Here is a 21,171-nt window from a genome sequence, read left to right on the forward strand (position 1 = left end):
TTTTAAAATGAGGAGCAGTCAGATGAAGGAAATTTCTTTGAAGCTTAACGGCGAAATTAAACGATTGACAAACACTACATTTAAATTTGATGAGCGGATTGGAGAAGGCTGGTTCTCTGCTGTTTATTTCTTGAAAACAAAAGAAATTGCCGAGAAGTATCATCCGGGTAACGAAGTTCTTATGCAGTTTTTCCAGAAAAAAAATGCCGTTCTCTGCGGGACGGATGAAGTCATTGCCCTGCTTAAAACATTTGCTGAAAATCCTGAAGAGCTGGAGATCCACTCCCTCGAAGACGGAGACAAAATAGAGCCGTTTGAAACGGTCATGACCATTAAAGGGCCTTACCAGAACTTCGGTTACCTTGAAGGTGTCATTGACGGAATTCTTGCACGGAGAACGTCTGTTGCAACCAATGTTTATGAAGTGGTGAAAGCAGCACGATCCGGAGGAGTAGACAAGCCAGTGATTTTTATGGGCGACCGTGATGATCACTATACCCAACAGGCCGGAGACGGTTATGCAGCATACATAGGCGGGTCAAGAGCCCAGGCCACACACGCCATGAATGAATGGTGGGGAAAAAAAGGAATGGGGACAATGCCTCATGCCCTCATTCAGTTATTTAAAGGAGATCTTGTAGAAGCCTGCCGTGCTTACCATGAGACCTACCCTGAAGATGATCTCATGGCTCTTGTGGATTACAACAACGATGTGATTACGGACTCACTTAAAGTAGCGAGAGAGTTTGGAGACAAGCTCAAAGGGGTAAGGGTAGATACGTCCAATACACTTGTTGATAAGTATTTCTCAAGGAATCCTGAACTCCTTGGGACATTCGATCCCCGCGGGGTAAACCCTAAACTGTTGTTTGCTCTCAGGGAGGCACTGGATGAAGAAGGGTATACCCATGTTAAAATTGTAGCATCCGGCGGGTTTGATGCAGAACGGATATCCAGATACGAAGAGATCCATGCGCCTGTGGATATTTACGGAGTGGGCAGCAGCCTGCTAAAACTGAATGTTCCATTTACCGGGGATAATGTTTTGCTTGACGGAGAGCACCAGGCAAAGCTCGGAAGGAAGTACCGCCCGAACCCACGGCTGGAACCGATTAATTTAAATGAGTAAACGCCCCGGGTTGCGCCAGTTATTCTGTCGCAGCCTTTTCATTTCGCATGGAGAGGAAGTGCCTGTATGGATCAAAAACGCACCTCTTTCATAGTAGATTTTAATGAGCTTAAAAAGGAAAAACAGCGAAAGAGTGATCAGGCCTTGATGGATGTCTACGGGCTTTTGTTTACATATGTGGAAAAACAGGCGAACTTAAGAGAAAAAGTCAGGGCGAAGCATCTGTTTTCCCATAAGATTGATTTTCCACGGAATCAGGCATTTGATCAGTCCCTGCAGCTTCATTTTGAGCACTGGTTTGTGTTTGATTATGTGACGGTAATCGGTTCACGGATTTTTGATCTGTTTGTCCGCGATTATAAAAACGAACTCTCAAAGCCGATGCTGGATTTGTGCGGACATTTAATGCTAATGACGCTCGAGCCTGTTAAAGTACTCAAAGAAACGAGAGAGCGGTTAACGGTCGAACGGAAATTAACTGGGGACATCGAAGAAGTAGAATCGTTTTTAATAACAGCTGAGGTTTCAAAAGGCGATTTTGCCTTTATGCGTATCGTACCGGCGGGTTTCAGCCATAAAATAATCGGTCCTGTATTTGTTATAGATGACAGTGATGTGAAACGTGTGGAAGCACAGGTGAATGATGCCATTGACTCGACGGGCAAAGAAGTGGAGAATGTCAGGGTGAAACGGTTTTTGAAAGAGTACGGGATCGATTTTATGAGGTATGCCACACACAGATAGAAGGCACTGGAAAAAGTTAAAGAACGAACTTTTTCCAGTGCCTTCAGATAGAGGTTTCAGATTGAATAAAAATGGAAAAGGTTACACTAGTATACAAACAGACCAAAAGCTCTTTGCAGCTTTTGCAAATCGATGGGACAAGAGTACTAACCGGCTTGTAACTTTAGATGCATGAAAGTGGAGTGATGGTTGAAGCTTTCTTAATCTGCTATAATGGGTTAGTATTTTAGAAGGTATTCCCGAAATCAGGCTGTAGGCATATACTTATGGTAACGGCTTAGACGCATTCGGGCACCATTTATGTGATTACTCAATTTTGGAGGTCCAATTATGACAATGTTTCATTTTATCGGGATAAAGGGATCAGGGATGAGCGCCCTTGCGCAAATTCTAAGTGATATGAAATATGATGTACAAGGTTCAGATGTAGATAAGGTCTTTTTTACACAAAAGCCCCTTGAAGAGAAGGGCATTCCTCTTTATTCATTTAATAAGGAAAACATTCAGGATGGCCAGACGATTATTGCTTCTGCAGCCTATGGTGAAGATCATGAAGAGGTTCAGGCGGCGAAAGACAAAGGGATTGACGTTCAGCCTTACCCTACGTTTTTAGGCGAGTTTATTCAACGCTTTACGAGCATTGCCATTACAGGTTCTCACGGGAAGACATCGACTACAGGCTTAATGTCCCACGTGTTGCAGCAGGCTAAGCCTACGTCCTACCTTATCGGGGACGGAACAGGGAAAGGTGAGGAAGACAGCGAGTACTTTGTGTTTGAAGCTTGTGAGTACCGACGGCATTTCCTTCACTATCACCCGGACTATGCTATTATGACAAACGTGGATTTTGACCACCCGGATTATTTCAAAGATGTGGCCGATGTGTTCTCGGCATTTCAGGATATGGCCAAACAAGTAAAGAAGGCCATTATCGCATGTGGAGATGACGAGCATCTTCAGCAGATTAATGCCCAAGTCCCGGTTGTCTATTACGGATTTGGTGAGCAGAATGATTTCCAGGCCAAGAATGTTACTGTGGACTCTACAGGAACACACTTTGATGTGTTTGTAAGAAACACAGCGTACGGTTCATTTACCATCCCGGGATTTGGTAACCACAATATCCTGAATGCCCTTAGTGTGATAGCGTTATGTGAGTATGAAAACATTGACGTGTCCATTGTTCAGGAGCATCTGAAAACATTCTCAGGTGTTAAACGCCGTTTCAGTGAAAAAACATTCGGTAATCAGGTTCTGATTGATGACTATGCGCACCACCCGACTGAAATTGCTGTTACGATTGAAGCAACGAAGCAAAAGTATCCGAACCGTGAAGTGGTTGCGATCTTCCAGCCTCATACATTTACGCGGACACAGACGTTTCTTGATGATTTTGCAGAAAGCCTGAAAGAAGCAGACAAAGTATATCTATGCGATATCTTTGCTTCTGCCCGTGAAAAAGCGCAGGCCTTATCAATTCAGGATCTGCAGAGCCGTATTCCCGGCTCCATCCTGGTGGATGAGGAATCTGTCAACCAGCTCGTTCAGCACGAAAGCGGCATTCTGCTGTTTATGGGAGCAGGGGACGTTCAAAAGTTTCAAAATGCCTATGAAAGTCTTGCAGAATAAGCAGCATCCAGAAGCGAATTCAAATCATTGGGTTCGCTTCTTTTCACATGAAAAAACTGACCGAAAAGCACCGCGGTGCCTTAAAGTCAGTTTGTCATTGATTACTTCAGATTTTCAGGATTGAGGGATTTAAGATCATCTGTAACAAAGCGGCCATTTTCACGGATCAGCTCGCCGTCAAAGTAGATGTTACCGCCGCCGTATTCCGGGCGCTGGATGTAGACGATATCCCAATGAATGGCAGAGTCGTTGCCATTGTAGGCATCATCATATGCCTGACCGGGTGTGAAATGGAAGCTCCCGTCAATTTTTTCATCAAATAGAATGTCCTGCATCGGATGCTTAATGAATGGGTTAACACCGATGGCGAATTCACCGATAAAGCGGGCCCCTTCATCTGTATCAAAAATCTGATTGATCTTTTCTGTGTCATTTGCTGTGGCATTTACAACCTTGCCGTTTTCAAATATGAGCTCAATGTTTTCATAAGTGAATCCCTGGTATGGGGAAGCCGTGTTATAACGGATCGTTCCGTTAACGGAATCACGGACAGGTGATGTGTAGACTTCACCATCAGGAATGTTCATTGTTCCGGCACATTTAATGGCTGGGATGTCCTTAATGGAGAAAGTAAGGTCTGTCCCTTCACCTGTAATCCGTACCTGATCCGTGTTGTTCATGCGGGTCACCAGGGAGTCCATAGCCTCGTTCATCTTGCTGTAGTCAAGGTTGCATACATCAAAGTAGAAGTTTTCAAATGCCTCTGTACTCATTTTCGCAAGCTGGGCCATTGATGCTGTCGGGTAACGAAGGACAACCCATTTTGTTTTCGGTACCCGGATATGCCGGTGAACCGTCGTGCCGACTGTCTGTGAGTGCAGACTCATTTTTTCTGCAGGAACATCTGATAATTCTGTGATGTTGTCGCCTGCGCGAAGGCCGATGTACGCGTCCATCTTTTCCATTGCAAACGCTTCGATCTCAGCCTGGAGCTGCTGCTGCTCGTTTGAAGCACCGGTAAAAAGGGTACGGTTAATTTCATGGTCCTTCAGTAAAACCTGCGGATTTCCACCGGCGGCATAGGCCTCTTCAACGAGAGCCTTGACCAACTCTTTTTGAATTCCGAAGTTCTCGATTAAAATATTTTCTCCTTTTTGCAAATTGACGGAGTAATTAATCAGGTTTTTGGCTAATGTTTGAATACGGGGATCTCTCAAAAGTATCTCCTCCTTCATTTATGTAAGGACGAATGTCCTTCTTTAGTTTAACTGAAAAGAGGAGGGAACGTAACAGGAGGAAATCTTTCTTTTTTTAAAGGAATAAGTACAAAATATGTAGAATATTGTACAAGGGCAGGTGCCTTTGAAGACGTACAGGAGGTGGATAGACATGGAATGGTTAGTATATGTAAGTGCACTCATTGCAGCAGTCGCCTTTGCTGTTCTGGTTGTCTATGTGATTGGTACACTTAAAGCTGTAACAAAAACACTTGAGAGCGTGTCAGTAACGGTTGAAGGAATGGAGAAGCAGATTGATGGTATTTCGAAAGAATCAACGGAACTTTTACATAAAACGAATCTGCTCGCAGATGATATTCAAAGAAAGTCTGATTCCTTAAATGGTGTATTTGACTCAGCCAAAGAGCTTGGGGATTCACTTAAAACAGTCAATCAGTCCGTCAGAAAGATGTCTGATGCAGTAAGTCAGCGTGCAAATGAGAACACCGAACAAGTTGCACAGACGGTCAAATGGGCGAATGCAGCCATGGACGTCTGGGCTAAATGGAAAGCAAAGCGTGCAGAAACGGAAGTAAAACCCAACACGGTTGAAAAACCTATCAGAAAACATGGGGAGGAATAGATTATGGTAAATCGAAATGAAGAAAGCAGCGAGATGAATACGAAGGATTTTCTAATCGGTACCCTGCTTGGTGGGATTGTAGGTGCTTCTACTGCCCTGCTCCTTGCTCCGAAATCCGGTAAGGAACTTCGCGGAGAAATTAATGAAGGTGCGAAGCTGGCTAAGGAAAAGACCACTGAATTTGCAAGTACGGCAAAAGAGAGTACATCTAACTTTGCCCAGACTGTATCTGAACAATCCAATACACTTGTTGACCGGGTGAAGGAGCTTACACGTGCAGTAAGAAAAGACGTGGAAGAGTTAACCGAGTCAGCTGAAAGCCTGACTAACGATCTTCAAGGAGCCGGTGAAGAGATTGCTGCAAGCGTGAAAAAAGAAGTAGAAGAGCTTCAGCGCTCCGTAGAAGAACTGGTCCGTGAAGTTGAAGAGAAAGAAAAGCAGAAAATTAATTCAGAATCCGACAACAAATAAAGGAGTTTATTTTATGAGTATGACAAAGATCTCGACCGTCCAGGAGTGGGAAAAGCTCCTCAAAGATAATGAGCATTTTTATTTTCTCAAAAACAGTACTACTTGTCCGATCAGTACACAGGCATTCAGTGAAACAGAGAATTTCAGTGAAGAGGAGAAGAGTGTTCCTGTGTTTTATCTTGATGTACAGGAGGCCCGTTCCCTGTCCAATGAGATTGCCAACAGGCTGAATGTAAAGCATGAGTCTCCTCAGGCTTTCCTTATTCAGGATGGCGAAGTCAAATGGCACGATTCCCACTGGAATGTGACAAAAGAGACCCTTGCACGTGCATTAAATCAATAAAGTTGAAGCCTCCGGAAGTTATCATTTCCGGAGGCTTTTTTATAGTACTGTTCATTAAAGCCAGTCTTTGGCGGAACTCACGGGCTGAAAGCGTGTTTGGGAGAGATGCCCTGGCCGTCAAGGGAAGGAATAATACTTAATGATAAAACTGAATCAGGGTGCGGCATGAATGTCCTCAGATATGCTTGCAAGAATCTTTCAACCGTAAGTCCAGGAGTCTGCGGACATTCGGTCTGCAACAATTCCCTAGACAAAATAAGGATGGTTAATAAAGGAGAAACGTTCATGGGTTACCGATATCTAAGTCTCCTGAGAACCCAAACCAGAGACAATATCACTGGTGTAAGTAAAATAAGGCAGCGGAAGGCGTCCGCCTGGAGTTGCTAAAATAATCCTAAGGGGTTCAAGTATTGTTAAAAACAGCCTTAAGGATATCAAAAGCGATGTTTCTTAATCTTGATGGATATGTGAAGATGACGAAAGCGCAAAGGAGAAAACTATATAAGTTACGCCACCTCTTGTTAACAAACGTCATCGCATACAAAAAATAGGTAGCTGTCACGAAAAGAAACAGGCAAGCATAGAGTAACAAAATAAAAAATTTAAAATAATTTGAACGCTAAAATCCCATCATGACAAGGCTCATTTACTTTAGTGCTTAAAAGCGTTTAAGTTATAAAGAAAAAATGGGTGACAGAAAGAATCGTATCGTTTATAATAGTCCCTAATCGAAAAGAATAAGGTCAACACGATGCAAAGGAGAGGAGTTATCAGCTATGGGTAACGAACAGTTAGAAGAGTTGAGAAAAGAATTAGACGAGGTCAACTTGCAATTAGTGAAGTTGATAAATGAGAGAGCAAAGTTAGCGAAGGAAATTGGGCGGGTAAAAAGTGCCCAGGGTCTAAATCGCTTTGACCCTGTTCGAGAACGAAAAATGCTGGATATGATTTCAGAAAACAATCAGGGGCCGTTTGAAACATCGACCCTTCAACATATCTTCAAGCAAATCTTTAAAGCAAGTCTGGAACTTCAGGAAGACGATCATCGAAAAGCACTGCTTGTATCACGAAAGAAGCAGGCTGATGACACAGTTGTAGAAATTAACGGAGAGCGCGTTGGTGATGGTCAGCAACGATTAATCGCCGGACCATGTTCAGTTGAAAGCTACGAGCAGGTAGACGCTGTTGCAGCTGCCCTTAAGAATCAAGGTGTTAAATTCCTGCGTGGTGGAGCGTTTAAGCCAAGAACATCTCCATACGACTTCCAGGGGCTTGGTGAAGAAGGACTTAAGATTTTAAGAGATGTAGCAGACAAGCACGGACTTGCTGTAATCAGTGAAATTGTTAACCCTGGTGATATCCCGATGGCAGTCAATTATGTTGATGTCATTCAAATTGGTGCCCGTAACATGCAGAACTTCGAGCTGTTAAAAGCTGCAGGAAGTGTAGACACGCCGGTCCTTCTAAAGCGCGGACTCTCTGCAACAATTGAAGAATTCATGAACGCAGCAGAGTATATCCTGTCTAAAGGAAACAAAAATGTAATGCTTTGTGAGCGCGGTATCCGCACTTATGAAAAAGCAACACGAAACACCTTGGACATTTCAGCTGTTCCAATTCTTAAACAGGAAACGCATTTACCGGTATTTGTGGATGTAACACATTCAACAGGCCGCAGAGACTTACTGCTTCCAACGGCTAAAGCAGCTCTTGCCATTGGTGCAGACGGGGTTATGGCAGAAGTACACCCGGACCCTGCTGTTGCTCTTTCAGACTCTGCCCAGCAAATGGACATTGATGAGTTCAATGACTTCATGGCGAAGCTTGAAGAGTCAGGGCTTTACAAATCTCAAAAGAAAGTCGTTAAAGGCTAGTCTTCAATGAAACACAGCCGCTCTCAGTAGTGATTACTGAGGCGGCTTTTTGCTGTGCCGCAACTCTATATACCTTTTACTATCTTACGACAGCTTGAGCCGGAAGCGGAGAAACCGCGGTTTAAATGTATAGGGATATGGAGAAAGTGTCAACCTAAGAAAAAACAGGGTGTGAGACATGATGAAGCAAGTAATGTGGCTGTTTTGCTGTTTGGCTCTTTTCTCGGGATTTGCGGCAGGATGCGGGAATTCCGGCGAAGACGGTGCAATGGAATACACTGGATTTACAAATCAGGCTGATGCAGAAAAAGAAAAGGGAAAAATCATTAACTTTCTCTCTGAGGCAGAGTCCCACATTCGCAAGCCATTATCTGAAACTCAAATGAACGAAGAAGGGGTTACGGTTTTTCAATCCTTCACGACGAAAGATGAGCTTGATGAATATCTGCAGCAGGTATTATCCGATGAGCTTGCAGACACCGTATCTGAGAAAATGACCGACCTTGGCCGCAGCAGAGAAGGAGAATACCTTGCAGCTGTCCGTGGTGTAAGATGGCCTACCATTCTTGATGCTGATCCTCTGACAATAAATATTGTTGAGCACAGTAAGACTCAAACGGTTATGGAGATGGATGTAGTACAAAATGGAAGAACAAACAGACTCCAGTATAAAGTAATGAAAGAAAGTGACGGAGAGAATCCAAAAGTCGTTCAGAAAACCATTCAGTACAATTAGACATTATTTTCATGGATAATGGGTATTTATTTAAAATAACTGAGAAATATTTCGTTTTGTATCAATACAGGGGCACAAAATGTCGATATAAATAAAGAATTTGCGCCCCTCCTTAAAGTGTCGTATCATAGCATTACGTTATGAAAACATGAAAGCCATAATATGGTAATTTATGCAAGGAGGACTATAAATGAATATTACGATTTATGACGTAGCAAGAGAAGCGGGGGTTTCTATGGCAACGGTTTCCCGTGTCGTTAACGGAAACCCAAATGTGAAACCTACCACAAGAAAGCGTGTCCTGGAGGCAATTGAGCGGTTGGGCTATCGTCCAAATGCGGTAGCGCGGGGACTCGCAAGCAAGAAAACGACCACAGTGGGTGTAATCATCCCTGATATTTCAAGTATCTTTTTTGCAGAACTGGCAAGAGGAATTGAAGATATCGCTACAATGTACAAATACAACATTATTCTTTGTAACTCTGACCAGAACAAAGAAAAAGAAATTCATCTAGTTAACACTCTTCTTGAAAAACAGGTGGACGGACTGATCTTTATGGGAGGAGAAATTACAGAGGAACATGCACAGCAGTTTAAGCAGTCTCCTGTACCGGTTGTCCTTTCAGCGACAGTGGATAAGGACAGAGAATTCCCAAGTGTAAACATCGACTACGAGCAAGGTGTCTACGACGCAGTCAAAGACTTCATTGATAAAGGACATGAAAGAATTGCAATGTTATCGGGAACACTTGAAGATCCGATCAATGGCTATCAGAAGTTTGCCGGGTATAAGCGTGCTCTGAGTGACGCAGGACTTGAACTTAACGACGACTATGTTGTAATCGGGGATTACACATATGATTCAGGTCTTGAAGCAATGGACTCACTGACTTCTCTTGAAGACAAGCCTACAGCTATTTTCGCTTCTACTGACGAAATGGCTCTTGGTGTTATTCATGGTGCGCAGGACAAAGGGTACAAAGTACCGGAAGACTTTGAAGTAATCGGCTTTGACAATACAAGGCTTGCTTCCATGGTACGTCCGACATTAACATCTGTTGTTCAGCCTATGTACGATATCGGCGCTGTTTCCATGCGGCTGCTGACTAAATATATGAATAAAGAAGAAGTCAATGATGATGTTGTATTATTGCCGCATCGCATTGAGTATCGCGATTCGACGAAATCGTCCGATTGATATAAAAGACAAAGACCAATCGGATGGTAAAGAAGATGGGGAGAGGAAATATGAAGAAACTCGATTACTTTACACCGATTGGGATCTTTGTCGGTCTGACAATGATTTTGTTTGCAATCTTCTTTAATGCCGGCCCTGGCAACTTCCACTTTTTCGTTCAATGGACATCGATTGTCATTGTTCTTGGTGGGCTGTCAGCAGCAATTTTGATTAACTTTTCAAAACAAGAACTGGCTCTTTTACCGAAAGTCTTTAAAGAAGTCTTTCATTCTAAGGATTATGACTTGCAAAACCTGATAACCACGTTTAAGTCTCTATCTACAAAAGCGAGAAGAGAAGGGCTGCTGGCTTTGGAAATGGGGCTTGAAGAAGTCGAGGATCCGTTTATTGAAAAAGGCGTTCTTCTTGCTGTGGATGGAATTGAACAGGAAACGATTAAGGATATTCTTATGGCTGAAGTTGTGGCTATGGAGGAACGGCATCGTAAAGGTCGCTACATAATTGAAAAAGCAGGGGAGTATGCCCCTGCCTGGGGTATGATTGGTACACTTGTCGGTCTGGTCCTTATGTTACAAAATTTAAATGACCCTGCAACACTTGGTCCGAATATGGCTATTGCATTACTTACAACATTATACGGAACGCTTCTTGCAAATCTGGTGTTCCTGCCTATGGCTAACAAGCTTGAGAATAAAACAGAAGAAGAAGTGTTCATCAAACAGATCATTATTGAAGGCATTCTCGGGGTTCAGTCAGGCCAGAATCCAAAGGTACTTGAAGAAAAGCTTGGTGCGTTTCTACCGGCAAGGATTAAAGAAAAAGAGGCAGAGGCAAGGGAAGGAGAAGCCGCCTATGATCAGGCGTAGAAAACAGAACTCTTCCAAAGGTGTCCCAAAGTGGATGGTCACCTTCTCTGACCTGATGACATTGATCCTCGTTTTCTTTATTCTGCTGTTTTCAATGAGTGTAGTTGATTCTCAGAAGTTTCAGGCTCTGGCAGAATCTTTTCAGGACCGTGCGATTTTTGATAATTTCCCATCGCTTATACCTGCAGATCATCCTTCTGAAGAAAAAGAGGTAAAAGCAGATCCGTTTGAAATGGAAGAAGATTCTTTTGAAACGTTGCTTGATTTAGAGGAAGAAGAAAATGAAGAACTCGATAAACTCCTTCAGGAAGTAAATGAGTATTTGGAAGAATATGAGTTGAAGGAAGAAATATCGGCCTCACGTGATGAACGGGGCGTTGTACTCGTTCTGCAGGAACAGACGCTCTTTCGGTCTGCCCAGGCTGATGTCCTGGAAGGGGCAAGACCGTTTCTGGACAAGGTAGGTACCCTTCTAAATGAAATTCCTAATATTGTTAAGGTTGAAGGACATACAGACAGCCGCCCCATCAGTACGACAGTCTACCCTTCCAATTGGGAGCTGTCAGGAGCGAGGGCTTCCAGTGTCATCAGGCACTTAATTGATGAGAACAGCCTTAATCCTGAACGTTTTATGGCAGTAGGGTATGGAGACACCCGTCCGGTAGCCCCTAATTCTACTGAGGAAAACCTGAGGCAGAACCGCCGGGTTGTGATTGTTATTTCCGATCCGGAATACGATCCTGAAGACATGTTCTAATTTGATATAATCATCCACTTTTTTACTATTTCCGGGGAAATCCTTCACCCGGATCTTTTTTTCGTCTTTTTCCGATAGATGTTGCTTCAGGAATAGACAGGAGTGGCAATTCTCTTTACAATGAACATGGATAAGATTCTGAAAAAGGCGGGAACCAACATGAGAGTAGGCATTATTGGAGCAATGAAAGAAGAAATTGAATACTTTTTAAAGCAAGGAACTTCCTTTACTGAAGAGAAGAAAGCTCACTTAACATTATATAAAGGATCGTGGCACGAGCATGAAGTGGTTATTACCAGGTGCGGGGTAGGAAAAGTTAATGCAGCAGTAACAACACAAATACTGATCGACCTGTACAATGTGGAAGCGATACTTTTTACAGGTGTGGCAGGTGCTCTTGACCCTTCACTGGAAGTGGGGGACTTAGTCGTATCCACAGCGTGTATTGAACATGATCTCGATGCGAGCCCTCTTGGATTTAAACGCGGAGAAGTACCGATGTTTAATGGTCCTTCAACATTTCCGGCAGATGAAAAGCTTGTTTCACTGGCATATGAAGCTGCTAAAGATCTGAATGAGTCAGCAGTAATGAAAGGAATCGTGTTGAGCGGGGATCAGTTTATCGCAGACTGGGATCATGTAAATGAACTGCGTGAGATGTTTGAAGGTACTTGTGTAGAGATGGAGGGGGCGGCTGTCGGACATGCAGCTATGGTCAATAATGTTCCTTTTGTTATTCTGCGATCCATTTCCGACAAAGCGAATGGAGAAGCAGCAGGGAGCTTTACAACGTTTGTGGAAGAATCTGCAGAGCGTTCTGCCAAAATCGTTGAGCAGATGCTGAGCCGAATGTAATCACCTTAAAAAAGAGTCTTTATCAGAGTTCACCCCTGAAAAGACTCTTTTTTTGTTATATCTGCACATTTTTATGCTGCTTGAAAATAGGTTCAAGCGCTTTTTGGACCGTACGCGCGTTCTTTTTCTCAATCTCCTTCTTCCGCGGGATTTCAGGGTACATCCCGGCGTCATCGAACCATCTGGCAGGTAATGTTTCAGGAGAAAAACCTTTCCATTTGTCGATCCAGCTTTGCGGGATCGGTGATTTTGTGAGATCTTCGGCCTGATCTGTCATTTCAAGCCAGATAAGGGACCATGCTCTTGGAACAACACGCCAGATATCATAGCCGCCCCCTCCGACAGCAATCCAGCGTCCTTCACAAAACTGATGAGCAATATTGTGGGCGAGCTTTGGGATTTGATGATAGATTTTCATCGTTGAACACAGGTGGGTAAGGGGGTCGTAGTAGTGAGAATCTGCCCCGTTCTGCGTGATAATAACATCCGGACGAAAATATTCTGCAACAGCCGTAATGGCTTTTTCGTAGCAATCCAAAAACGAGTCATCTTCAGTAAACGCTTCCAAAGGCACATTAAAGGAATAACCATATCCTTCACCCGAACCTCGTTCAGCTACATTTCCTGTACCGGGAAAAAGGTAGCGGCCTGTTTCATGAAGGGAGAGCGTGCATACATTCGGGTCGTCATAAAAAGCCCACTGTACTCCGTCACCATGGTGGGCGTCAGTGTCAATGTACAAAACCCTCGCATCATACTTTTTTCTCATGTACTCGATTGCGATGGAACTGTCATTATATATACAAAATCCTGATGCTTTACCCTTAAAGCCGTGGTGGAGGCCGCCGCCTAAATTCAACGCATGTTCATAGCTGCCTTCAAAAATAGTATCTACAGCGGTTAAGGTTCCACCAACAAGCCATGATGCAGCTTCGTGCATGTGGGGGAAGGCAGGGGTATCCTCAGTACCAAGACCGTATGTAGAAGAAAAAGAAGTCTTGTTTTCTTCTGAACTGGCTTTTTTTACAGCTTCCACATATTCTTTTGTATGTACCAGCAGAAGTTCTTCTTCGGTAGCCATGCGCGGGGGAATAATATCACTGTCTCTTAATGCGCCGAGTTTAAACAGCAGATCGTTTGTTGTTTCAAGCCTTTTTTGATTAAAAGGGTGGTGTTCATTAAAACGGTAGGACAACTGCTCTGGAGAGTAAACAAATGCTGACTTTTTCTTCATAAAGACATCCCCGAATCCAAGCTGGGCCATGTCACCTTATAGTTATTTTCTTCAATACTGAGAACGAGCTTTCTTGTATCCATCGTCTGTACACGGAAAACCAGGACTTTCTTTTCAGGATTTTTACTCGGATACACAAGTACACTCTGGATATTTACTCCCATCTCACTCACAAGGCTGGCGACTTTGGTAAGCATACCTGCTACATTGGGAACTTCTACTTCCAAACGTGAAGTAGGCAGGTCGGCACCCGTCAATCTTACAAGCGTTTTTAGAAGATCAGAGTCAGTAATAATTCCTACGAGGATTTCTTCACGCTCAATGGGAAGACAGCTGAACTGATTTTCCACCATCACTGTAGCCGCATCTTCGACAAAATCTGTCGGAAGCCCTGTAATAACATCAGTAACCATAATTGAGGCTACCTGCTTTTCGGCAAAAGACGTTTCAGACGGGTTAAAAATTGAAGGGCTGGCATCTCTTAAATCCCTGTCGGAAACAATGCCTTCAATTCTGCCGTCTTCATCAGTGACTGGCAGATGGCGGATTTTATACTTCTCCATTAATGTAAATGCTTCAGTGAGTGAAGTGGAGGCGGTTACAGAAACGACATCGGTTTTCATTATTTCTTCCAGCATCATAAAGCATCCCTCGTTTCCAAAATGTCAGAACATGTATTTGTGTTTAAACCGTATGCGGTTGAACTCGTGAACCGAATCTGGCCCGACACGGCTGCCGATTTTTGCCATAAGGCAGTTTGCAGGGTGTGAGCAGATTTCCGGGTCGTCTGTGGCATACCATTCAAGGCCCCCGGCTTTCATGACTTTCTCCATCACATCTCTGTATTCCCAGATGGACAGACCGGTTCCTCTTAAATCCCAGTGCCAGTAATACTCTGTGGTGATGATAATATAATCTTCCATTGCGTCATCCATCATGGAGACTTTCAAAATATTCTTGGCCAGATTGTAACCACGATACTCTGAAGAAACCTCAATAGCGCCAAGTTCAATCAGGTTATCAATGTTTGCTTCAGACCACCTTTCAAGGGGGTCGGGATAAAGGAAAGTGGCGTATCCGACAATTTTATCTCCATCCCTGGCCACGATAATCCGGCTCTCCGGCATCTCGACAACTTTCATTAGTGCTTCTTTCTGCTTATCCGGCGGACGAAAGGCAACCAGTCCCTCATCCATTGTAAAGCTCTCAAGTGCCTCTTTTTCGACAGGACCTTCTACTAAAATGTTTTTATCACGATCTGTTATTTCATAGGAGTGGTATGTTTTTCGGTGCTTCACGGGCAGCCCACCTCTTCCACTAATCTTACCAGTCATAAATCTCTTTACCTTTTTCATTCCACAAGAGTGACAGAATTAACCACTATATTAACTGCATGATTTTACTATATCATACTCCCGAAATACAATGGTTAAATGACAAAAAATTCACACTTTTGTTAAAGTACGAGGTTAAAGGAATAAGAAGTGACTGTAATCACAGTTTTCTCCATATTTTTGTGGTGGAAATATTTTGTCAGCGAGCTTTTGGTATAACAAAATAAAAGTAAAAGAAGCTGTCCAAAGAGGTTCTTTGGGCAGCTTCTAAAGCATTGGACGAATCCGTTGTCATTATTGTCAGGGTGTCTTAATCCCTTTTTCATTAAAACAGGCAAAGTCAGGAATGGCGTTAATCTTCCTCTTCGTCATCCTCATCCTCATCTTCATCATCGTCCTCGGATTCATCTTCCGGTTCATCGTCATCCTCATCCTCATCCTCATCATCATCATCGGAATCGTCGTCCCCGTTACCGTTGCCATTGCCATTGCCATTGCCATTGCCATTACCATTACCATTACCATTACCATTACCATTACCATTGCCATTGCCATTACCGTTGCCGTTATCATTGTCCGAATCATCCTCATCATTGCCGGAATCATCGTTATCTCTGCTTCCGGAGTCTGAATCGCTGTCGTCATCGTCATCGTCATCATCATTAGATGATCCTCCTGAGCCGACTCTGACCGGACTTCCCTGACTTGATTCACGGCCGGCTACATCGACAGCTGTTACGATGTAGTATCCGGAAGAACCTGAGTAAGAGAATGATTCATCCCAACGGACACTGTCTACCTTACTGAAGCTTCCATTTTCTGAGGAAGATCGGTAAACCCGGTAACCGACTACATCGTCATCAGGATGAGAGTTCCATGTGACGGAACTTCCTGATGTGGAGACACTTGTAAGTGTTCCTGGCCTCTGACCGTTATCCGGTGCTTCCTCATCCGGTACTAACGTATCCCAGTCATCAGGGATATATTCAGAAATATCACCACCAAAGTCGAAGTACTCCTCTTTCACTGACACACCGGCTTTCGTGAATTCAGAAGGTGTAGAGTCTAGTGCTAAGTAGTTATCATCTCCGACTTTCACAAAGCGGACACGCTGCAGACTGTCATCGCGTTCAGTTGGAACGTGTTCTGCGTTAAACAGGTCTGTTGTTACTAATCCAGCTTCACGGCAAAGATCAGAAGGAAGCAAACCTGAAATTCCACATACTTCCTGACGGACAATCCCGCTCGGCTGCTGGAAGTTCTCACCAGAGTCCATTAAATCAGGGTTAATCTCATAGGCTACATTCGCAAGCTCGGCCCACATGGTCTGAACACGTCTGGAGTAGCTTGGAGTACCATCATATTCACGGGCGTCGTGAGGAAGGGAAAGGTTATCGCGGTAACCAAACCAGACACCCATGGAGATATTAGGGTTACTTCCGACAAACCAGGCGTCCCGAACTCCCTGAGAAGTACCGGTTTTACCTGCTAAATCACTTGAAAAGTCCAGCATGCTTGGAAGAGCTGCTGCGGTACCGCCGCCGGATTCAAGCACGTCTCTTAACATGTCAATCGTCAGATAGGCTGTCTGCTCTGAGTAAACTTCTCTTTCAAGAGACTCGTGCTCATAAATGATTTCGCCGTCAGGTCCTTCAATGCGTTCCACCATATAACTGTCTTTATATTTTCCGTTTCGGGCGAAAGTAGCGTAGGCATTTGTATTATTTTCAACACTTACGACACTTGTTCCCAAAGGGAGAATCTCTACCATTTCATGGTTATCAGAAATCAGGTTATTATTTACGAGGAAACCTTTAATTTCTTCTGTATTTCCGCGGTTATATTCTCTGACAGCGGGAACGTTTCGTGAACGCTGCAAAGCTTCTCTGATTGTTATAAGACCATCATAATTATCATTAAAGTTTGTTACATTATGCTCTTCGACAGGTGTTTCATAAGGTGCGTCAGGTGAAATGAAGCCAGGCTGTACGTCGCCGGATTCCATCAGAGCTGCGAATGTGAAAGGCTTCATTGTCGAACCGACTGAAGTTCTGGCCTGTGTGGCAAAGTTAAATTCCATGTCAGGATCACGTCCGCCGACGAAGCTGATAATTTTACCTGTATCATTTTCAATAAGCATGGAGCCCAGCTCTTGCATTGCATCATACTTGATTTCTTCGTCATTTTCTTCGTCATAATCTTCAACAGTAAGGTCCTTGTAAAACAGGTCGAAGTTTTCAACCACTTCCTGCTGGGCATCGAAGATATCTTTGTCAATCGTCGTATGGATATGATAACCGCCGCCGCGGATTTCACGAATAGCTTTCTCACGGTATTCATTCACGACGTCACGCCGTTCATCTTCGTCTTCAATTTCAGAGAGGTCAATCTCATCTTTTTTCAAAAGCTTTTGCGTGATCTTCGTTTCGACGCGGTTAAGCACTTCATAGGTCACTTTAGGGTAAAGGTCGTAGTTATCTTCAACCCTTTCTGTCAGATCAGCAACAATATCATAATCCCGATACTTTTCGTACTCTTCGGATGAGATATAGCCGTGGCGGTACATACGGTCTAGTACTGTACGCATTCTTCGTACGCCTGGGTGATCCTGATCAAAATTCTCTTTCACTTCTCCGGTTCCTGTAAACGGCGTGTAACCGAAAGGACTCTGGGGAAGCCCTGCTATAAAGGCAGCCTGCGGGATGTTCAGTTCATCAGCCTCAACACCGAAAATTCCCTGTGCTGCAGACTGTGCACCCGCAATCTGACGGCCATTGGCATTACGTCCGAATGGGACGATGTTTAAATACGCTTCAAGAATTTCATCTTTTTCGAAAAACTGCTCCAGTCTCATGGCGAGCAGGATTTCCGTTGCTTTTCGGTCAAAGGAAACTTCGCTGGATAAGATCTGGTTTTTAATGAGCTGTTGAGTAAGTGTACTTCCCCCTGTCTGAACAGTGGAATTGGCAAACTCCTGATATGTAGCCCGTAATAATGCTTTAGGCACGATACCCTCGTGCTCATAGAAATATTCGTCTTCTGTTGCAATAACGGCGTCGATTAGATGGTTGGAAATCTCATCAAGCTCTCTTGGATGACGCTCCAGATCAGACCGGACTTCACCCATCTCTACGTTATCTGCAAAGTAAATAGTGGATGTTTCTTCATAGTTGTATATATCTTCTTTCATTTCTTCATAGCCACGAATTGGTTCATCTTTTACAAGGGATGCAAAATAACCGGCTCCGGCACCTCCGACAAAGAAGATACTCATAAGTCCCAGTACAGCAAATATTAAAAATAAATTCCAAACAACCTGAGATGTTACCCGGAAGCCTTTGACAACCGATCTGGTCTCACGGCGCCGGAATAAATCTCCGAATGAAAATTTTTTATCTGACATCGTTTAAAACCCCCTAGAAAGTCAACAATATTATAGCATATAATGTAATTGGTTTAATACATTATGGGTGTATTTGTCGTTATATTGGTTTGACAGTCATCCCGTATTATGATAAAAATAATGCAGTTAATACAGTTATAAGCAATGATGAGAAAGCAGTAGCAGACGACTCCCTGTCTTTAGAGAGCCGGTGGTTGGTGAAAACCGGAACAAAGGCGTCCTGTGAATTACATCTTTGAGCTTCCAAGTGCATTGGCGGCGAGCGGACCGTTATCCGTGAGTGGAAAGTGATGAATATTCACTTTCAACGAGGGTGGTACCGCGAGCATCTCGTCCCTTTATTGGGAGGAGGTTTTTTTGTGTTTTAAATGAAGGGCTTAAGACTGTTTTCGAAAAATGCAAATTAAAAATGAGGTGAGAAACCATGATGTTACTTGAAGAATTGAAGTACCGCGGACTGGTCAACCAGATGACTGATGAGTCCGGTCTGACGGAATTGTTAAATAAAGAGAAGGTGTCATTGTATTGCGGATTTGATCCAACAGGAGACAGCCTTCATATTGGTCACCTGCTTACAATCATTACCCTTCGCCGATTCCAGCTTGAAGGTCATAAACCACTTCCTCTTGTAGGAGGGGCTACTGGGCTGATCGGTGATCCGAGTGGAAAAAAAGCTGAGCGTACGTTAAATGAACAGAGTGTTGTCGAAGGATACAGTGACAAGATCCGCGAACAACTGAAGCGTTTCCTCGATTTTGACGGTGAAAACGGAGCTGAACTTAAAAATAACTACGACTGGATCAGTGAAATGAGCGTTGTAGATTTCCTCCGTGATGTAGGGAAAAACTTCAGCCTTAACTACATGCTGGCGAAAGATTCCGTTGAATCCCGTATTCAATCAGGAATCTCATTTACAGAGTTTAGTTACATGATCCTCCAGTCTTATGATTTCTACCATTTATATAAAGAAGAGAACTGTAAGCTGCAGATCGGGGGTAGTGACCAGTGGGGAAACATCACTGCAGGTCTTGAATATATCCGCAAAATGTACGGTCAGGATGAAGATGAAAAAGCCAAGGCATTTGGATTTACTATTCCCCTTGTCACGAAAGCTGACGGTACGAAGTTTGGCAAAACAGAAGGGGGGGCAATCTGGCTTGACCCTGAGAAGACGTCTCCTTACGAATTCTACCAGTTCCTTTTAAATACGGACGACAATGATGTGATTAAGTTTCTGAAATTCTTTACATTTCTGTCTCAGGATGACATCTCTGCTCTTGAAAAAGAAGTGGCAGAGCGTCCACACGAACGTGCGGCACAGAAGCGCCTTGCTGAGGAGCTGACTGCTTTTGTACATGATGAAGGTGCGGTTCAACAGGCTAAAAACATTTCTGCTGCATTGTTTGGCGGGGGAGACTTAAAGGCGTTATCAGCTGATGAAGTGATGCAAGGCTTCAAGGATGTTCCTTCCTTCACAATTGAAGAAGGGAAAGGTCTGATTGATGTACTCGTTGAGGGTGGTGTTTCTCCTTCTAAACGACAGGCCAGAGAAGACATCAAGAACGGTGCTGTGTACATCAACGGAGACCGCTGCCAGGAGATGGACAAATCGATGGGGCCGGAAGATAAAATCGATGGTCAGTTTACGATCATCCGACGCGGAAAAAAGAAGAATTTCCTTGTTCATTACAAGGGATAAAAGAAGAGCCGGTTCCTTTGGGAGCCGGTTTTTTTGGAAGGGTGGGCATAATGGGAGGAAGGGGTGGATGCGCCTGGGTGCGTTTAATCAAGTCAGGCGGCGGTTTAAACAAGTTAGCTGTGCACTTAGTCAAGTTGGGTTGTACTTTAATCAAGTTAGCCCCCCTCCTCGCCCGTGGGCGGTTCCAAAAACAAAAAAGCAGACCCAAAAGGATCTGCTTTTTAAAGCTATTCAACTTATTAACGAGAGTAGAACTCAACGATAAGCTGCTCGCTGATTTCAGCCGGAAGCTCAGAACGCTCAGGAAGACGAGTGTAAGTTGCTTCAAGGTTGTCAACATTAGCATCAAGGTAAGCTGGTACGAAGTCGTTTACATCCAATGCTTCCTTAACTACTGTAAGGTTGCGGGACTTTTCACGAACGCTGATTGTTTGACCAGGCTTTACGCGGTATGACGGGATGTCTACGCGTCCGCCGTCAACAGTGATGTGACCGTGGTTTACCAGTTGGCGGGCTTGACGACGAGTACGTGCAAGACCGGAACGGTAAACAAGGTTGTCAAGACGAGATTCAAGAAGGATCATGAAGTTTTCACCGTGGATCCCTTTCATGTTTCCTGCTTCATCGAACATGCGACGGAATTGACGCTCGTTCATTCCGTAAAGGTGACGAAGCTTCTGCTTTTCCTGAAGCTGAAGTCCGTATTCACTCATTTTCTTGCGCTGGTTAGGACCGTGTTCACCAGGTCCGTAAGGGCGCTTTTGTAGTTCTTTCCCAGTTCCGCTTAGAGAGATACCTAAACGACGAGAAAGCTTCCAAGATGGTCCAGTATATCGAGCCATAATTAGCTCCTCCTTCGTAAAACGTATATTTGTGAAACAGAACAGTAAGTGGCGATCCCATTTACACAGTCATTTTATTTTCATGCACCATCGCCTCGACAGCTGGAGGTTACGCGATGCACCTCGCACATAACGGGAATAAAATGAAACTGAATAATGTTCACCTTTGGCTGCCTTATTTGCACAAAGAACAGTGT

General features: G+C 43.8%; 19 protein-coding genes and 1 other annotated feature. Of the genes, 13 read left to right on the top strand and 6 right to left on the bottom strand.

Features of this window, described 5'->3' with window-relative positions:
• The first annotated feature begins 22 nt into the window (after positions 1-22).
• The 3 genes from JSY36_RS11650 (at position 23) to murC (ending at position 3,502) form a co-directional block, all read left to right on the top strand.
• Complete coding sequence (locus JSY36_RS11650) at positions 23-1,129, top strand: nicotinate phosphoribosyltransferase (RefSeq protein WP_205166539.1); 1,107 nt, start codon at positions 23-25, stop codon at positions 1,127-1,129.
• Positions 1,130-1,195: 66 nt separating this feature from the next.
• A complete protein-coding gene (locus JSY36_RS11655) occupies positions 1,196-1,873 on the top strand; it encodes a hypothetical protein (RefSeq protein WP_205166540.1) in 678 nt (225 codons plus the stop codon).
• Between the two features lie 330 nt (positions 1,874-2,203).
• On the top strand, positions 2,204-3,502 hold the full coding sequence (gene murC, locus JSY36_RS11660; RefSeq protein ID WP_122898115.1) for a UDP-N-acetylmuramate--L-alanine ligase: 1,299 nt from the start codon (positions 2,204-2,206) through the stop codon (positions 3,500-3,502).
• 101 nt (positions 3,503-3,603) lie between these two features.
• On the opposite strand, the gene JSY36_RS11665 is transcribed toward murC, so the two are convergent.
• Positions 3,604-4,719, bottom strand: coding sequence for an aminopeptidase (locus JSY36_RS11665; protein ID WP_205166541.1), 1,116 nt, complete (start codon positions 4,717-4,719; stop codon positions 3,604-3,606).
• 172 nt (positions 4,720-4,891) lie between these two features.
• Here JSY36_RS11665 and JSY36_RS11670 point away from each other — a divergent pair, with 172 nt between their 5' ends.
• The 9 genes from JSY36_RS11670 (at position 4,892) to JSY36_RS11710 (ending at position 12,462) form a co-directional block, all read left to right on the top strand.
• Positions 4,892-5,362: a DUF948 domain-containing protein gene (locus JSY36_RS11670; RefSeq protein WP_122898111.1), complete on the top strand. Its 471-nt coding sequence runs from the start codon at positions 4,892-4,894 to the stop codon at positions 5,360-5,362.
• Between the two features lie 3 nt (positions 5,363-5,365).
• Positions 5,366-5,833 (top strand): YtxH domain-containing protein, encoded by a 468-nt coding sequence (locus JSY36_RS11675; RefSeq protein ID WP_205166542.1) that lies wholly within the window; start codon positions 5,366-5,368, stop codon positions 5,831-5,833.
• A gap of 13 nt (positions 5,834-5,846) precedes the next feature.
• Entirely contained in the window at positions 5,847-6,176 is a 330-nt protein-coding gene (ytxJ, locus tag JSY36_RS11680; protein ID WP_205166543.1) for a bacillithiol system redox-active protein YtxJ, read from the top strand.
• 776 nt (positions 6,177-6,952) lie between these two features.
• Positions 6,953-8,050, top strand: coding sequence for a bifunctional 3-deoxy-7-phosphoheptulonate synthase/chorismate mutase (locus tag JSY36_RS11685; protein ID WP_122898104.1), 1,098 nt, complete (start codon positions 6,953-6,955; stop codon positions 8,048-8,050).
• Between the two features lie 178 nt (positions 8,051-8,228).
• Positions 8,229-8,786 carry a hypothetical protein gene (locus JSY36_RS11690; protein ID WP_205166544.1) on the top strand — a complete coding sequence of 186 codons (558 nt, stop codon included), beginning with the start codon at positions 8,229-8,231 and terminating at the stop codon, positions 8,784-8,786.
• A gap of 190 nt (positions 8,787-8,976) precedes the next feature.
• Positions 8,977-9,984, top strand: coding sequence for a catabolite control protein A (ccpA, locus tag JSY36_RS11695; RefSeq protein WP_122898100.1), 1,008 nt, complete (start codon positions 8,977-8,979; stop codon positions 9,982-9,984).
• Between the two features lie 50 nt (positions 9,985-10,034).
• Positions 10,035-10,850, top strand: coding sequence for a flagellar motor protein MotP (gene motP / locus JSY36_RS11700; RefSeq protein ID WP_122898098.1), 816 nt, complete (start codon positions 10,035-10,037; stop codon positions 10,848-10,850).
• Positions 10,837-11,607: a flagellar motor protein MotS gene (gene motS, locus JSY36_RS11705; protein ID WP_205166545.1), complete on the top strand. Its 771-nt coding sequence runs from the start codon at positions 10,837-10,839 to the stop codon at positions 11,605-11,607. The genes motP and motS overlap by 14 nt, the downstream gene beginning before the upstream one ends.
• Positions 11,608-11,766: 159 nt before the next feature.
• A complete protein-coding gene (locus JSY36_RS11710; protein ID WP_205166546.1) occupies positions 11,767-12,462 on the top strand; it encodes a 5'-methylthioadenosine/adenosylhomocysteine nucleosidase in 696 nt (231 codons plus the stop codon).
• A 55-nt stretch (positions 12,463-12,517) separates the two neighbouring features.
• On the opposite strand, the gene JSY36_RS11715 is transcribed toward JSY36_RS11710, so the two are convergent.
• From JSY36_RS11715 to JSY36_RS11730, 4 genes are all read right to left on the bottom strand, one after another.
• Complete coding sequence (locus JSY36_RS11715; RefSeq protein WP_122898096.1) at positions 12,518-13,696, bottom strand: acetoin utilization protein AcuC; 1,179 nt, start codon at positions 13,694-13,696, stop codon at positions 12,518-12,520.
• Positions 13,693-14,337, bottom strand: coding sequence for an acetoin utilization AcuB family protein (locus tag JSY36_RS11720; protein WP_205166547.1), 645 nt, complete (start codon positions 14,335-14,337; stop codon positions 13,693-13,695). The genes JSY36_RS11715 and JSY36_RS11720 overlap by 4 nt, the downstream gene beginning before the upstream one ends.
• A gap of 24 nt (positions 14,338-14,361) precedes the next feature.
• A complete protein-coding gene (locus JSY36_RS11725) occupies positions 14,362-14,994 on the bottom strand; it encodes a GNAT family N-acetyltransferase (protein WP_122898092.1) in 633 nt (210 codons plus the stop codon).
• A gap of 388 nt (positions 14,995-15,382) precedes the next feature.
• Complete coding sequence (locus JSY36_RS11730) at positions 15,383-18,433, bottom strand: transglycosylase domain-containing protein (RefSeq protein WP_205166548.1); 3,051 nt, start codon at positions 18,431-18,433, stop codon at positions 15,383-15,385.
• 135 nt (positions 18,434-18,568) lie between these two features.
• Positions 18,569-18,774: a binding site (T-box leader), on the top strand.
• An 83-nt stretch (positions 18,775-18,857) separates the two neighbouring features.
• Between JSY36_RS11730 and tyrS the strand changes: the two genes are divergently transcribed.
• Positions 18,858-20,132: a tyrosine--tRNA ligase gene (gene tyrS / locus JSY36_RS11735; RefSeq protein ID WP_205166549.1), complete on the top strand. Its 1,275-nt coding sequence runs from the start codon at positions 18,858-18,860 to the stop codon at positions 20,130-20,132.
• 239 nt (positions 20,133-20,371) lie between these two features.
• Here the strand turns inward: tyrS and rpsD are convergent, their stop codons facing one another.
• On the bottom strand, positions 20,372-20,974 hold the full coding sequence (gene rpsD, locus JSY36_RS11740; RefSeq protein WP_122898086.1) for a 30S ribosomal protein S4: 603 nt from the start codon (positions 20,972-20,974) through the stop codon (positions 20,372-20,374).
• Between the last annotated feature and the right edge of the window lie 197 nt (positions 20,975-21,171).

Origin of the sequence: Alteribacter salitolerans, assembly GCF_016901055.1 — a bacterium.
Classification (GTDB): Bacteria; Bacillota; Bacilli; order Bacillales; family Salisediminibacteriaceae; genus Alteribacter; species Alteribacter keqinensis.

Excerpts from the sequence above, each read along its gene's own strand:
- JSY36_RS11650 (WP_205166539.1), top strand. The coding sequence starts at position 23 with ATGAAGGAAATTTCTTTGAAGCTTAACGGCGAAATTAAACGATTGACA.
- JSY36_RS11655 (WP_205166540.1), top strand. The coding sequence starts at position 1,196 with ATGGATCAAAAACGCACCTCTTTCATAGTAGATTTTAATGAGCTTAAA.
- murC (WP_122898115.1), top strand. The coding sequence starts at position 2,204 with ATGACAATGTTTCATTTTATCGGGATAAAGGGATCAGGGATGAGCGCC.
- JSY36_RS11670 (WP_122898111.1), top strand. The coding sequence starts at position 4,892 with ATGGAATGGTTAGTATATGTAAGTGCACTCATTGCAGCAGTCGCCTTT.
- JSY36_RS11675 (WP_205166542.1), top strand. The coding sequence starts at position 5,366 with ATGGTAAATCGAAATGAAGAAAGCAGCGAGATGAATACGAAGGATTTT.
- ytxJ (WP_205166543.1), top strand. The coding sequence starts at position 5,847 with ATGAGTATGACAAAGATCTCGACCGTCCAGGAGTGGGAAAAGCTCCTC.
- JSY36_RS11685 (WP_122898104.1), top strand. The coding sequence starts at position 6,953 with ATGGGTAACGAACAGTTAGAAGAGTTGAGAAAAGAATTAGACGAGGTC.
- JSY36_RS11690 (WP_205166544.1), top strand. The coding sequence starts at position 8,229 with ATGATGAAGCAAGTAATGTGGCTGTTTTGCTGTTTGGCTCTTTTCTCG.
- ccpA (WP_122898100.1), top strand. The coding sequence starts at position 8,977 with ATGAATATTACGATTTATGACGTAGCAAGAGAAGCGGGGGTTTCTATG.
- motP (WP_122898098.1), top strand. The coding sequence starts at position 10,035 with ATGAAGAAACTCGATTACTTTACACCGATTGGGATCTTTGTCGGTCTG.
- motS (WP_205166545.1), top strand. The coding sequence starts at position 10,837 with ATGATCAGGCGTAGAAAACAGAACTCTTCCAAAGGTGTCCCAAAGTGG.
- JSY36_RS11710 (WP_205166546.1), top strand. The coding sequence starts at position 11,767 with ATGAGAGTAGGCATTATTGGAGCAATGAAAGAAGAAATTGAATACTTT.
- JSY36_RS11715 (WP_122898096.1), bottom strand. The coding sequence starts at position 13,696 with ATGAAGAAAAAGTCAGCATTTGTTTACTCTCCAGAGCAGTTGTCCTAC.
- JSY36_RS11720 (WP_205166547.1), bottom strand. The coding sequence starts at position 14,337 with ATGATGCTGGAAGAAATAATGAAAACCGATGTCGTTTCTGTAACCGCC.
- JSY36_RS11730 (WP_205166548.1), bottom strand. The coding sequence starts at position 18,433 with ATGTCAGATAAAAAATTTTCATTCGGAGATTTATTCCGGCGCCGTGAG.
- tyrS (WP_205166549.1), top strand. The coding sequence starts at position 18,858 with ATGATGTTACTTGAAGAATTGAAGTACCGCGGACTGGTCAACCAGATG.
- rpsD (WP_122898086.1), bottom strand. The coding sequence starts at position 20,974 with ATGGCTCGATATACTGGACCATCTTGGAAGCTTTCTCGTCGTTTAGGT.